This is a genomic window from Candidatus Lokiarchaeum ossiferum, from assembly GCA_025839675.1.
Lineage (GTDB): Archaea > Asgardarchaeota > Lokiarchaeia > Sigyniarchaeales > Promethearchaeaceae > Lokiarchaeum > Lokiarchaeum ossiferum.
In genome coordinates, this window is the sequence record CP104013.1 from 4,669,185 (window position 1) to 4,684,172 (window position 14,988).

11 protein-coding genes and 1 pseudogene are annotated in these 14,988 nt (G+C 34.7%); 2 read left to right on the plus strand and 10 right to left on the minus strand.

Features of this window, described 5'->3' with window-relative positions:
• Positions 1-38: 38 nt before the first annotated feature.
• Both NEF87_RS20070 and NEF87_RS20075 read right to left on the minus strand, forming a co-directional pair.
• Positions 39-1,136, minus strand: a complete 1,098-nt coding sequence (locus NEF87_RS20070) for a hypothetical protein (protein WP_457917233.1) — start codon at positions 1,134-1,136, stop codon at positions 39-41.
• Between the two features lie 46 nt (positions 1,137-1,182).
• Positions 1,183-2,313 (minus strand): aminotransferase class I/II-fold pyridoxal phosphate-dependent enzyme, encoded by a 1,131-nt coding sequence (locus tag NEF87_RS20075; protein WP_457917234.1) that lies wholly within the window; start codon positions 2,311-2,313, stop codon positions 1,183-1,185.
• Positions 2,314-2,380: 67 nt separating this feature from the next.
• Here NEF87_RS20075 and NEF87_RS20080 point away from each other — a divergent pair, with 67 nt between their 5' ends.
• Positions 2,381-4,129, plus strand: a complete 1,749-nt coding sequence (locus NEF87_RS20080) for an ATP-binding protein (protein ID WP_457917235.1) — start codon at positions 2,381-2,383, stop codon at positions 4,127-4,129.
• 27 nt (positions 4,130-4,156) lie between these two features.
• On the opposite strand, the gene NEF87_RS20085 is transcribed toward NEF87_RS20080, so the two are convergent.
• From NEF87_RS20085 to NEF87_RS20120, 8 genes are all read right to left on the minus strand, one after another.
• A complete protein-coding gene (locus NEF87_RS20085) occupies positions 4,157-4,444 on the minus strand; it encodes a hypothetical protein (RefSeq protein ID WP_371803262.1) in 288 nt (95 codons plus the stop codon).
• Between the two features lie 165 nt (positions 4,445-4,609).
• A complete protein-coding gene (locus NEF87_RS20090) occupies positions 4,610-6,850 on the minus strand; it encodes a CDC48 family AAA ATPase (RefSeq protein WP_457917236.1) in 2,241 nt (746 codons plus the stop codon).
• A 66-nt stretch (positions 6,851-6,916) separates the two neighbouring features.
• Positions 6,917-7,966 (minus strand): flap endonuclease-1, encoded by a 1,050-nt coding sequence (gene fen, locus NEF87_RS20095; RefSeq protein WP_457917237.1) that lies wholly within the window; start codon positions 7,964-7,966, stop codon positions 6,917-6,919.
• 86 nt (positions 7,967-8,052) lie between these two features.
• Complete coding sequence (locus tag NEF87_RS20100) at positions 8,053-8,634, minus strand: hypothetical protein (RefSeq protein WP_457917238.1); 582 nt, start codon at positions 8,632-8,634, stop codon at positions 8,053-8,055.
• Between the two features lie 4 nt (positions 8,635-8,638).
• Entirely contained in the window at positions 8,639-9,577 is a 939-nt protein-coding gene (locus tag NEF87_RS20105) for an NAD(+)/NADH kinase (protein WP_457917239.1), read from the minus strand.
• 58 nt (positions 9,578-9,635) lie between these two features.
• Entirely contained in the window at positions 9,636-10,073 is a 438-nt protein-coding gene (locus NEF87_RS20110; RefSeq protein WP_371803267.1) for a translation initiation factor IF-5A, read from the minus strand.
• Between the two features lie 153 nt (positions 10,074-10,226).
• Positions 10,227-12,482, minus strand: coding sequence for a hybrid sensor histidine kinase/response regulator (locus tag NEF87_RS20115; RefSeq protein WP_457917240.1), 2,256 nt, complete (start codon positions 12,480-12,482; stop codon positions 10,227-10,229).
• 52 nt (positions 12,483-12,534) lie between these two features.
• Entirely contained in the window at positions 12,535-13,551 is a 1,017-nt protein-coding gene (locus NEF87_RS20120; RefSeq protein ID WP_457917241.1) for a hypothetical protein, read from the minus strand.
• 81 nt (positions 13,552-13,632) lie between these two features.
• On the opposite strand from NEF87_RS20120, the pseudogene NEF87_RS20125 reads away from it, so the two are divergent.
• Positions 13,633-14,931 (plus strand): annotated as a pseudogene (locus NEF87_RS20125) (signal recognition particle receptor subunit alpha); the annotation flags it as partial.
• Positions 14,932-14,988 lie beyond the last annotated feature (57 nt).

The window sequence follows — 14,988 nt, forward strand, 5'->3', positions numbered from 1 at the left end:
ATAAATGAGTTATTGAAATACTTTTTTACTTATAGGAATTATTTTTTCCCGTCTTTTATTTTAACTTTTTGTTCCCATTCTTCAAATTGTTGATCAAGTGCTCCAACAAAAGCATTCATATCTTCAACTACAATAATTTTCTCATCTATTTTAAATGGAATAGTTTTATTCCATCTAATTAATTTTTCGAAAAGCAAATCTTCATCAATATTAAGACTTCTTCCAATTCGAGATATTTCAACACGTTGGGACATCTTCAAAATATCTTTGAATTTTTGCATTAATTCATAATCTGGATTTAATCCACTTTCAAGAATATTGGAAGATTCTAATGATATATTATTTGTAGATTGAGTTTTACTTTCAACAATTTTCTTTTCTTCATCATTTTTCTTTCCACCTACATCGACTTTTGCCATAACCGCAACTATAATCCAGATAAGGTAGAGCAATAATATTCCCATAATTGAACCAGAATCACCTCCACCTTCACCTAAAAGATTTAAGATTGGTTCAATACTAAGGATTCCCGCGATCGCAACGATGAGAAACATCCCAACTTTGCCCACATACATCCATAATAAGGTTTTTTTCATGGAATATTTAACCAAACCGAGGGGAACAAGCAGTAATGAATCGGGTAAAGGAGTTAGTCCAAAACACACAATGATTGCAGGTATTGCTTTTGGTTTTTTCATGATTAAACTTCCCCATTTATCCGTTTTATCTGGATCTTCTTTGCTCATAACGTGACCCGCCCCTTTGCCAATTACATAATCTAAGAAATCTCCAATGGCATTTCCCAAAGCAGCGAACATAATCATTCCTGCAATTTTTAGAAGTGGATTCGAAATTGTGGTGGAATTATACCATGCTGAAGCAAATAAAGCAGCTGGGATGATATATGGGATTGGGATTGGAATTAATGCTCCCAATACACTAACAATCATTAAAAATCCGATGGCTGTCCAATAATTAAAGCTCTCGTATTGATCTGATCCTAACAAATTGGTAATATCAAATACTTGTGCAAAATCAGGATTTAATAATATGATCGGGGTCAAGATAATTAGGATTATCAAAAATATTATGAGAAACCAATCGATTTTTTTAATTTCGTAGTTCTTGATTTTCATAAAAAAAGGTAGGATAACTGATGTTAAAAGATTTTTCTTTCAGATATTATTTTTCGCCAATATTGAAATTCTCTTTAACGTATTGTTCCAACCGTGTTAAGGCTTCCGGCATATTTTTCCGACCAAATCCGATTCGAAAATGTTTCTCATCAAATTCATATAGTGGACTCGGTAAGAGGAGCACTCCTTGTTTTTCGACCAAATCGAGACAAAAATCGGTCACATTTTGATCAAATTTAATCTTTACAAAGCCAATGGAACCCGCTTTGGGTCGAATCCATTCGAATAGCTGCTTATATTTTATAAAGAAGGAATCCAAAAGTTGCAAATTAGCGTTGATTATATTCAAATTACGTTGGAGAATTTTGGATTTATTTTTTAAAGCAATTTTAGCTAAAAATTCACTGGGGGCACTATTACAAATCGTTGTATAATCTTTAAATGCTCGCATTTGTGCTAAGAGTGCCATATCTTTGGTCGCAACCCATCCAATTCGAAGACCTGCCAATCCAAATGCTTTGGACATAACTCCCAGTGAGATTCCTTTGGAATAAATATCCGCAATGGCGGGTAAGCGATCCATTTCCTGATATTCTAAATAACGATAAACTTCATCTACAAAAAGATAAAGGTCATTTTTTTGGGCAAACTCAACAATCTGTGATAATTTTTCCGAAGATATAGTCATTCCCGTGGGATTATGGGGAAGATTTATGATAATTGCTTTAGTATTATCTCTCAAATTTTTATGTAAAAAATCAAGATTTAATCCCCATTGCAATTTTTCATCTAATTTCCAGAGTGATACTTCACACCCCATGGCTTTCTCAATTTCATACAAAGATTGGTAAGCTGGAAATTGGACAATAATGTGATCATTTTTATCAAGCAATGTGTTTAAAAACACAAAAATCCCTTCTTGGGCTCCAGCAAAACAAAAAATCTCATCTTTTGATAGAGTGCTGTAGAGATTGGCGATTTCGGTGCGTAATTCCGGATCTCCTTCGGATTCGGTGTAGCCTAACCAATGATCAAAGAATTTATCGCGACTATTTTCCTCAAGATTCAATAATTCTTGAATGGAAAATGATTCACAATCGGATGAAGAGAGGAGATAGGGGGATTTGAATTCATATTTTGCAAAATAACGTTCCAATTTGAATGGGCTTATCTTCATAAGAAGAACTAATAAAAAAAACCATTTGAGTGTTTGCTTTAAAAAGCAGTTACAGTATACAAGCACTATGAATCGAGTGATTTCGGCGATATCAAAATCATCTAATCCGTTAAGATCTATAGGTGTGGTAATTTCAAATTCCGATGGAAATTCCCCTCAAATTTTGCATTATTCATTCATTTTAACTCAAGATGGTCTCCAAAAGAAAAATTTTGTGCTTCACGGACAATATTGCATTGTAGATTCATTGGAAGGTTTTGTTTTAGGTGTGATTGAACAGATCCGTGTCGACAATCAATATTTTACCAATCATCAAACGGTCAAAAGCTTCGATATTGCTCAAGTTGATCTTCAAGCCTTCTTTCCCAGTGATCAATGGGAATGCCATATTGCTGAAGTCAAAGTATTGGGTGTGATCAAATCCGATGTCATTTTTTCTGAAGATATTTTACCCGATTCATTTGAGAGAATTGATAAAGTTGGATTTCCTGTAAAACCAGGAAATCGAGTCTATTTAATGCACGAATCTTATCTCCAGCATTTTTTGGGGGTAAATGAGACTGGTTTGAACATTGGACATCTGAAAAATTATCAGATGGATGTTCATTTAGACGTCAATCGCTTATTTAATAAACATCTGGCTATTCTGGCTCAAAGTGGAGCAGGAAAAAGTTATCTTCTGTCGGTATTAGTGGAAGAACTTTTATTACGGTCTAATGAACAAGGGACTCCCGCGCTGGTGCTAATTGATGTACATGGAGAATATCGATTTTTAAAAGCGAAACTTGCAGATGATCTAAAAGAATCCCCTTCGTTAAATGAATCAATTCGGTCAATTCAAAACAAAATCCAATTGTTTAATGCATCTTTTTTGCAAATAGGTGTTCCTGATCTGAATGCATATGATTTTCAGCGGTATCAGCCTGGAATTTCAGTTCCTCAACTCCGAGAATTACGGAAAGCCATTACATTTTGTAAAAAAAAATATATTTATCGGCGAGAATCCACAACCGATACCTTATCTGATGATATGCCAAAGGGCTACGATATTTCAGATATCATTGAGGTTTTAGTAGGAGATGTTGATATAAATTCTAAAACACGGGATACTTTAATCGGTTGGCTTGAAGATCTTAATCATTTGGGGATTTTTGCTAAATATAAATCTCCTGGATTAGATGAATTGGTACGAGTTGGAGAGTTATCTATCATCGATCTATCTTCAATGATCTCCATGAGAAAAAAGCAAATTTTGGTCCATTATTTTTCTTCCACCCTTTTTCAAGCACGTAGGAACAATTTCATCTCTCCATTTATTCTCTTTTTAGAAGAAGCCCATAATTTTCTCCCCGAAACAGGAAGTAAATTTGCAGTTGCTAAATCTATTTTAGAAACAATTGCGCGAGAAGGACGAAAATTTTATGCACAGCTTGTTCTTGTATCTCAACGTCCGGTCCATTTAAGTACTACGGCATTATCTCAATGTAATACGCAGATTATCATGCGAGTGACCAATCCTTACGATTTAAATCATATTAAATCGACTTCTGAAGCAATCACGAAAGAAGCTCTTGGGATGATAAGTACTCTTCCGACTGGAAATGCATTGGTAATGGGTGCGGCATTGAATTTTCCAATTTTTCTCGCAGTAAGAAAACGCCTGCTCCCCAACAGACAAAATGAAGAATGCTTATCTTCTGTGTCAAAACGGTTTATTAAAAAAGATCTCCAGCATGCTCTTGAAGATTTGAAATCAACAAGAATTACAGACCATTTCATTGCTGAAAAACTGGTTAAATCCAGTACAAATGAATGAAAAATCGCTTTATTAGGGGGATAATCCTTAATGCATAAATTTGCGAACTTCGTTCTTGATTTCATCCGTGAAACGAGCATTTCTGCTTATTTCTACTTTACTTACATCTTTCTTAATCGGAATGACGTGAACATAGCTGCGAACTTCAAGCTTGAATAATGCTTCCATCATTTCAGATTTTGCAAAATCCTGATATTTATTTGCCAATTGTCGATATAAGTCTGATGTGAGAATTTCGCCACGATTTGTCAATAATAATTGAACAATTTCTTTTTCTAATGGTATAGGTTGCCATAATTTTGTTTTTTTTGCCATGAAAGTCACAATTTTAAATATTGATTTTAATTAGAAACATTGCGTAGTTACTTGAAAAATGAAGGTAGTTAATATGAGTTAAAAAAATTCAAGTTAGTAAATGGATGCATTTAAAAAAATCTTCTGGTTTCTTGGTCATTTTTAAACCAAAAAAAAAGGAGATTCTTATGTGTACAAATCTCGTCCTTTTCGAGCACCTGCGCTACCGATTTTACGACTTCTCAAAGCATCCTCAAATTTTTCGTAAGATTCGCAAACTTCTTGCGATGCACTTGGATGCATTTCTTCCAATGCCATTTCAAAGTGGATGTTGTGGATTGTTTCTCCTCGGATATTTTCCCGTAATGCACGAATTGCAGCTTCTCGACATAATGATTCTATATCTGCTCCAGTAAAGAAATCTGTTTTGAGAGAGAGCTCATGAAGTTTCACATCGTCGTCAAGAGGCATTCCTTCTGTAAATATCTCGAAGATTGCTTCTCGATCTTCTGGACCTGGAGGTGGTACATAGGCGAGTCGATCTATTCTTCCTGGTCGCATTAAAGCGGGATCCAAGATGTCTGGGCGGTTGGTGGCTGCAATGAGGATTATTTCTTTCGCTTGAGCTAACCCATCAAGTTCTGTAAGCAATTGAGAAATCACTCGCTCGGTCACACCTGAATCGGTACCTCCACTTCCACGTCTGGGGGCGATTGAATCTAATTCATCAAAGAAAATTATACAAGGTGCTGCTAGTTTAGCTTTACGAAATACTTCTCGAACTGCTTTTTCACTCTCTCCCACCCATTTGGATAATAACTCGGGTCCTTTAATTGAAATGAAATTAGCTTCTGATTCTGTGGCAACTGCCCGTGCAAGTAGTGTTTTTCCACAACCAGGTGGTCCATATAACAAAACACCTGTCGGGGGTGCAACACCCATCCGTAAATAGGCTCCCGGGTTTTTTATTGGCCATTCTACTGATTCTATAAGTTGTTGTTTAGTATATTCCAACCCTCCGACATTACTCCAATGAACGCTGGGTATTTCTATAAAAACTTCTCGAATCCCAGATGGAATTATTTCCTTGAATGCTTTATCGAAATCGTCTTTTTCTACAAACATATGATCTAAAATATCTGGATCCACTTCTTCATCCTCAAGATTAATCTCTGGCAAATATCTTCGAAGAGCACACATTCCCGTTTCTCTTACTAAACTTGCAATATCTGCTCCAACATATCCGTGAGACACTCTTGCAACTTCTTGTAACTTAACATCTTCGTCTAATGGCATTTTACGTGTGTGAATTTGTAAGATTTCCAATCTCCCATTTTCTCCCGGAACTTTAATCTCTAATTCACGATCAAATCGACCAGGACGTCTTAACGCGGGATCTACTGCATTTGGACGATTTGTTGCTCCTATTATAACAACCCTTCCGCGACTTTCTAATCCGTCCATCAAAGCCAGCAATTGTGCAACAACCCGTCGTTCAACTTCCCCTGTGACATTTTCCCGTTTGGGTGCAATCGCATCAATTTCATCAATAAATATTATGCTGGGATTTTTCTCTTCCGCTTCTTTAAACAATCCACGCAATTTTTTCTCCGATTCTCCATAAAATTTACTCATTATCTCGGGACCATTGATTGAGATGAAATGTGCTTGGCTCTCGTTAGCTACTGCCTTTGCTAATAATGTTTTACCACATCCTGGAGGACCTCGTAGTAGAACACCTTTTGGCGGGTCAATTCCTAAGCGTTTAAATAATTCAGGGTGTTTTAAAGGAAGTTCCACCATTTCCCGAACAAGTTGAATTTCCCTATCCAAACCACCAATATCTTCATAGGTGATATAGGCGATTCCTTGAGGGATTTCATCGACAGTTGATTCATTTATTGATAAAATTGTTGATTGTTTAACTAAAGATATTCCTGCAGGTTTAATTGATGTTATTCGGAAAACAATTTCTTTCGTCATTCCAATATTAATATAAATTAGATCTCCTTTTGTGATTGGAAAATTTAAAAGTTTTCTTTTGACAAAACTCTCAAAACGTGTATTTGGTTTAATCTTTAATGATATTGGAGCTAATACAACGGATTTAGCAATGGCTTCTTCTACCTTTAAAATGTTCACAAATTCATCTATGCCAATATTTGCATTTTTTCTAACTCTGCTATCAATTCTGATAATGCCTAGTCCTTGATCTTGAGGATAGGCTGGCCACGCAATCGCTGCGGTGGATTGTTCTTTTCCTTGAATTTCTATAATGTCACCAGTGTTGACGTCTAAATCTTTCATAGTCGCACTATCGAGTCGAATAATAGATCTTCCAACATCTCTCTTGCGTGCTTCTTGCACTTTCAATTTGATCCGTCGAAATCCATTAGGGTTTTTACTAGGTTCTCCATCCATGCTCATTTTAAATTCTCATCTTCTTATAATCAATTTGTTCGTAAAGGTTTTTTGATCCTTTTATTTCTTCAATTAAAAAAAATCACCTAAAGTTCGTTGGGTTGATCCTGCTTTTTTTTTGAGACGATTTAGGGCTGTGGTTACTCTTTCTTTATTAAAATTGTGCTTTTCGCATAATATTTCGAAGATTTTATCTTGATTCGGCTTTTTCCATTTCAACGGAGGAATATTGGGATCTATTTCAGGTTTCAGAAAGATATTTCTCACTTGATTAACCATGTCCATATTCAAAGACTCCGAGATCGGTTTCTTTCGAATTTCAATATTATTGTTCATTAATGAATCGATACTGTGATGTGATTTAATTAATTTATAAGCTGTTTTTGCTCCAACTCCCTCAATTCCAGGGAAAAAGTCAACTCCCGTTAAAATTCCAATATCAACTAATTGTTCTTGAGTAAGTTCATTGGATTGCAATATTTTTGCAAGACTTAACCATTCCAAATCCACTTTTACAGTTGTTGATTTGACTTTTTTTGTGCGGTTTTGGGAGAGATTTCTAACCACTCTTGGTGCTCCAAAGAGAAGTGCGTCGTAATCCTGAGATCCAACTGCCCATGCATAATTTTGCTTAACTAAATAGGCGGCTTGAGCCTCCCCATCTTGTTTAGCTTGAATTATTGGGATTCCCATTGCTTTAATAAAATCCTTACTTTCTGCTATCATTTCTGAAGTTAGCTTACTCGAAGCTTGAGCGAAATTTGCAGCTTCTTCTTCACGACCTAAATCTTGAGCTTCGTGCATCCTTTTGGTAGCATCCTTACGAATAGTTCGTCGTCGTTCAATTTCTTCCATTTTTAAAGGATTAGGAAGACCATCAAACACAAAAATTGGTTGTATATCTTTTTCGACGATATTAATCGTTCGATAAAACAATCCGGATAAATGTGAGGTTACTTCACCCGAATAATCTTTTAAAGGACTACCGTCCACTCCACGAATGATTGCTAAAAACTGATAAAGAGTATTAAATGCATCAATGGCAATTTTTTTTCCTACTAAATTTTCAAAAGTAATTATTTTTTTTTCTTCTTGCACTAAAGGGGTAATTTTCACGCCCATAATCCATCAACTCGTTTAGTTTACTGTAATTTTCTATCTTACCTTCTTTATAAATTTGAATTTTTTTTTGGGAATTGCTCTCCTTCTTAAATTCGACGCCGTTTCCCACGATATCTTCGCCTTTTTAATTGAGCTCCGCAATGATCACATAAGTTTCCGAGTTCATTTGGGGGAAAGACTTGAAAACATTGAGGACAGTATATTTCCCATTGAATTTTTTTCTTAATTCCTTTTTTATGTAATTTGAAGATTGGAATTTTTAAAGCACTACAGGTATTTTGAACTGAATAATCATCTGACATTAAAATTATCCTTTTTTCTGCAAAATCTAATTTCAAATCCAAGCAAAGTCCAATAATACTTTGATCAGGTTTGGATAGTGCTCCAATATCTCCAGTTTTTGTTGCATATGTAGTTACAGTACTTAATGAGTCTGCAGTTGGATTTTGAATTCTTAAAATATTCTGGGCTTCAGCAATTTCGATAATTTGTTTGGATCTTGGATTTTTTAAAGCTTCTTCATAAATATCCATCGTAATGTACATTTGGATCGCTGGATTTTGAAAAGTAACCAAATTCAAATTAAATCCTGAGACAAAAGCAGTATTATCCAAAACTATAATATCAAATTGATTAAAACTCGGAAGGGAACCAGTAGAATGATTCATGTTTCTAATTTTCCAGACTATCATCAGCTAATTTCCGACTGAAAAGGATTTTGTTACGGACTTTATCAAAATATCCAGAAACTTGTTCTTTAAATCGGATAAAATAGATATTGTTCTCAGAACAACGAATCCGAATTTTAACTTGGGGACTCACTTTATATTCAGTCTGACCATCAACAATTACCAAACCATTGAGTCGTGGTCTTTGAAGATTAATTTCAATTTCGGCAAATGATGGAACGATTAAAGGTCGAAAAACCCCTGTTCCCGCAAATGGGTTTAACGGTACTATTTCTAATCCATTAAGTCTGGGATCTAACAAACATCCTCCCGCTGACAATGCATATGCTGTGGAACCAATATGTGTAGATATAATTAATCCATCCAAATAACTCGAGGTAAAATAACTACCATCTATTTTGATGTTAGCATAGAGAACTTTAGAAGGTTTAGAAGATATAATTAGCACTTCATTTAAAGCAAGAGGTAATTTATGATTTCCGATGGTTGTCCCTAATCTCACTGCTTTTTCCAATGAGTATTCTCCTTTGAAAATTTTTTCTAGGTCGGCTTTCAATGCATCGGGATCTGATTCCGATTCATCAAGAAAACCAACCGATCCTAAATTTACTCCTAATATAGGGGGAGGATCTTTTTTAGACAAATTTTGAACAACACGGAGAACCGTTCCATCGCCTCCCACAGAAATTAGAAATTTCGTGTTTGAAGAGGTCATATCTCCGAGATTTTTAGCAAAGTGTCGAATAAATTTTGAAGAGATCCGAGTTTCAAAGAAAATTTTTTCTTTCCGCTCTAATAGAAAATCTGTAATTATTTGAACTATTTTTAGCGCAGCTGGAGAATCTAAACGGCAAGCAATGCCTATGGCTCTATGATCTCCTGCTTTGCTCGAATTAATTCCTAAACTTTCGCTATTGTCCACTAAGTTAATCTCCTATTTATTGGAATGAAGAAAAAAAGAATAAAATGAATTTACTATCTTATTTTGGAGGAATAACTCGAGTTATGAAGGATTTTCCCATTACGGTCCAAAATTCACATTGAGTTTCTCCCATAAGGTCTGGATCTGCAATTACTTCATTTAATTTATTAATATTTACCTCATCATCCTCAAATGGGAACATAACATCAAGAGTTTCATAAGATTCGTTATCCATAATGGAGCAGATTTGTTCTTCTTGCATTACATCAATTAATTGACCTTGACGTTTAATAATTTCTGGAATTTCAACAGAAGTATCTGCTGTCATGGTAAGTGACTTTTTCTTCTTGGAAAATAATCCTTGACATCCAATTCGAGATTTAGCGTGACCGTGTTTCCCGCTTTTTGAATGATCGTTGGTTGAGACTAAGAAAGGTTCACCTTCATAGATGAAGTAGTTTCCCTTTTTCAAGTTATTTGCTGTTTTTCGTGCCATGATTTTTCACTTCAGTATTTCACATAAGAAAATTAATCTAATCTTATGAAATCAATGTGATAATGTATGCTAGGAAATTTTATGAATTTTTTGATTTTGTTATTTGATTTCTAAGTCGATACTTATTTTGATTGTTCTAACATAAAAATACAATCAAATATATTTTTCGATGATCAACTTCAACTGCGAAATTGAATATGGTTTAATTAAAATATCCGTAAAACCATACTCATCAAAATTTGCCACGAATGGATCATTTTCATATCCGCTCGAAACGATGATTGGTGTGATTTTATCGAGTTTTCGATAGACTTTAATCACTTCTCTTCCTCCAATTCCTCCTGGGATTGTGAGATCCATTATTATAAGTGTTTTCTTTAAAGGTAATTCCATTGATTCTAATTTTTGGAGAAATTCATTTCCCGAATAATAGGATTCAAATAGAATTTCGGTTTTCTTCAAAAATCGATCATAGAATCGATGAATCGTTTGATCATCATCTAATAGAATAACTTTTGCTTTAATCTCTGCAGAGTTTGGTTTATTTTTTATCTGTTGAGAAGAATCTACATTTTTAGAGACTGGAAGATAAATATAAAAAGTTGTACCTTTATCCATTTGTGAGCTAAAAGTCATATAACCTTCATGTTTTGATATTATTGAATAACTATTGGCCAACCCTAAACCATTTCCATTATTCTTAGTAGTAAAATAGGGTTCAAATATTTTATGCTGGATCTCTTTTGGAATTCCTGTGCCAGTATCACTAATTGCAATTTGAATATATTTTCCGTCAGGTAGGGGAATTGATGATTGATTCTTTAGGATTATTTCTGAAGCATAAGTCTTGATTATTCCTCCTCGAGGCATAGATTGATCTGCGTTAATCACTAAATTATTGAGAACTTGACTTATTTGACTTGCATCGACTTCCACTTGAGGTAAATTTTCATCATGATGTGATTCATGGCGTGATTTTGATCCCCTAAGCACAAAAGAAACGGATTCTTCAATAATATCAGTAATATTTGCAAAGATTTTTTGTGGGATACCTCCTTTTGAGAAAGTTAAAAGCTGTTTGGTTAAATCTCTTGCACGAAGGGTTCCTTGCTCCAAATCTGCTAAAATATCATATTGTTCTGAATTTAGTTCTTCTAGTTGGAGCAAATTTATGTTTCCTAAAATTGCAACTAGTATATTGTTGTAATCATGAGCAATACCTCCAGCGAGCAAATTAATGGATTCTAATTTTTGCTGTCGAATTCTCTCTTCATCAATTTTTTTACGTTCTGTGATATCCCGAACAATTGCCTGAATTCCTATTGGTTCTCCCTCTCGTTTCAATATTCTACTGTTCATTTCCACTAAGATGGTGGTTTCATCCTTTTTTAATAATTCTATCTCATATAGTGTGCTTTGAGAATTTCCAAATATTTTTTTATCGCCATGCATATCCATGACAGGATGAAACTCTGTAGGGACAAAATCTCTAAAATCATGGCCAATCATTTCATTAAATGAATATCCTAATATTTTAGCGCATGCTGGATTAATTGAGGTGATAATTCGCTTCATATCTACTCGAATTATCATATCACTTGCATCTTCAACAATAGCACGAAATTCTTTTTGCTGGTCTCGGATGATTTGTTCGATTTTTTTTTGTTCAGTAATATCATATCCAACAGTCACCTCATATCCATCTTCAATTTTCACGTCTCGAAAAACGATAATCTTATGGGATCCATCCTTACATGTTACTTCTCTAATTCGACTTGAACTGAAGTCATTGTTTTGATAGTTTCCTTCAGTGGGGATTGTCCTTCGATACTCATTATTTGGATATGCAAGTTCCATCCATTTTTGTTCCGTTGGAATATCCTGAAGATCATAACCAAGTGTTTCAATAAATGCTTCATTTAAATATACAAGATTTCCTTTATCATCAGAAATACCAATTGGAAAAGGAATAAGCTCGACGATCTTATCAAATCTTTGTTGGTATTTTTTAGCAGTTTTTTGGTTTTGGAGTTTTTCCGTGACATCTTCAAAAATTGTTATGAATTCATGGTCAGTGATATTTACATCCTGAAAAGTAACTTGTTTTACTGTTCCATCCTTGCAAGTTACGCTTGAAATTCGTTGATCTGTGATTGTGTTTGATATTTCTGGGGCATTCTTTTTTATTTTAGCTCGGTACAATTCATCAGGATAGGCGAGATTAGTCCAATGATCTGTTGTGGGAATATCTTCAATAGTATATCCAAAAATATGAGTGAATTTAGGATTAACATAAAGATTTCTATCCTCGTTATCGCTGATAGCTATGGGAAAAGGGAGTTGTTCAAACAAAATTCTGAAATCTTTGCTTGAACCTTTTTTGTTTGTTTGATTTTCAGTTTCACTCATATTTCTTTTCTTCCAAGATTCCTAGGTTGAATCAACCTAAAAATTTCATGGATTAAATAGCGATTTTTGTTGTTGAAAATGACATATCTGGAATTGAAAAAATTATCGAAAACGGATAACTTAACACAGTCAAATTTATTGTTATGTTCTCTAAATTAATTTCGATTTGCTCTTCATCCAAACAAAGTAATAATAGTATTGGTGTCTCATAACTTTCAAAATGTCCAGAGAAAGTAAAATTATGACTGAAAATCTGGTTTTTTTTTATAATGAGTGGTTCATCTAGCCAAGTATAATTGAGCTGAGCCAAATGGATATTATTCAAGGGAGGATTATCTTCCCCTAATTCGTACATATTAAAACTTATATTTCCTCCTATCGAACAAATTCTGACATCAATATTCATGGGATTAAAGAATATTGTTGAAAAATCAATGGAGTAGGAAAGATCTGCATAGTTAAAATCCAGATCGTTAATAGTAAAGTTGAAATCATTGAATAATTCAGGAAATAAATTCTCTTTAGAAAAACTTAATGTGAAATTAAAGTCAAAAGGGGGATAAATTGCCCCCGCTTTGAGTAAATGAAACTCTCCGAAAAAAGTAAGATTAATATGGTTATTAGCAATGAAATCCTGGAGGGTTCGGTTATAAAAATTGGGGTTTGGAAGGGAAATGTTGAATTCTTTTGACAATGGTTCTTGTTGAAAATCAAAAATTTCCTCTGAAGGATCAATTTGAACGATTCCAGCAGTCAAATTTTGGAAACCAACATTAAACTTGGATAATTTGAATTTAACATCAGAAAATGATGAATTAACCTTGCTTTCGAAAGCAATATTACAAATAAGATTTGTTTCCGATAGACTGGTAATGTTCGCGCCTAAAATAGTGAGAAACATATTTTCAAAAGTTAGATTTTCGAGTTTTTCATCAATTTTTGACTGAACAATTCCATAAGATCCTCCATAGGATGCACCTATAACGATTAGAAGGAGAATGGATGCATAGACTTTTTTATTTTTCAGTAGATTTTGAAACGTTGTTTTTTTTCCATTCTCCTCTCGCATGATATAATGATGGTTCGTGAACACATAAAATTATTCAATGCGATTTCTTTTAGTTATATTGTAATCAATTTGTGAAGAAATATGGTGCTTGAAGGATTAGGGAAATCACTGGATGGGCTTATTAGGAAGGTTAGAAGACTCCCCGAGATTAACAAAGATGTTATTAACGCTTTAATTAAGGAATTGCAGCGTAGCTTGTTAATGGCTGATGTCAATGTTGAGATATGTTTACAAGTGACAGAAATAATTAAGAAACGGGCTATGGATCAAAAAATAAATGAAAAAATTAACCGGAAAGACTATATAATTAAAATTCTCCATGATGAATTAATAAATCTATTAGGTGGGAAAGATGCACCGAAAAGAATTAAAACGGGTAAGGAAACAATCATTCTTTTAGTTGGTATTCAAGGGTCTGGGAAAACCACGACCGTTGGCAAGCTCGCTAATTTCTATAAGAAAAAAGGATTCAAGGTTGGAGCAGTATGTACCGATACGGATCGACCTGGAGCATATGAACAGATGGCTCAAACGATGGATTCTATTGGTGTAGCTCACTTTGGGAATCCAAAAGAAAAAAGTGCCCTCAAGTTAGCTAAAAAAGGATTAAAACAATTTACCAAATCAGGAAAAGACAAAAAAGATCTTATTATCGTTGATACCGCTGGGCGTCATAAAGAAGAATCGGGTTTAATGAAAGAAATGCAAAAACTCGAAAATGTAATTAAGCCCAATGAAACCATACTCGTGATCGATGGAACTTTGGGGCAACAAGCCTATTCCCAAGCTAAAGCTTTTTCTGAAACGACCCATGTGGGAAGCATTATTATTACAAAACTCGATGGTTCTGCAAAAGGGGGTGGTGCTCTTTCCGCGGCAGCTGCTGCCAAAGCACCCATTAAGTTTATTGGGGTGGGAGAAAGAGTTGACGATTTGGACGAATTCAGCCCCACTTCTTTTGTTGGAACATTAATGGGCATTCCTGATTTAGAAGGACTCTTGAAAAAGATTGAAGAGTTGGGAATTGAACCCGATGATGATCAGATTTCCCGGATGAAAAAAGGGAAATTTACCCTAAATGACATGTATGATCAAATGAAATCTCTCCGCAAGATGGGAGGTTTTGGAAAAGTACTTGCTATGATGGGGGGTGCCAATATTCCGAAGGAAGTCAAAGAAATGGCGGAAGGGAACATGGATCGTATCGAAGTAATGATGAAATCTATGACTCCCCATGAGCGGGATAATCCAGAAGTGATTCGAAAAACTCGAATTACCCGAATTTCTCGAGGAAGTGGTACAACCTATACCGAAGTTAAGGGTTTATTGAAGCAATGGTCACAAATGAATTCTATGATGAAAGGAATGCTCGGTAGAAAACGACGTGGTAAACGGGGTCAGCAAGTGCCAGGGATGGATGGTGGAATGCCTGGAATG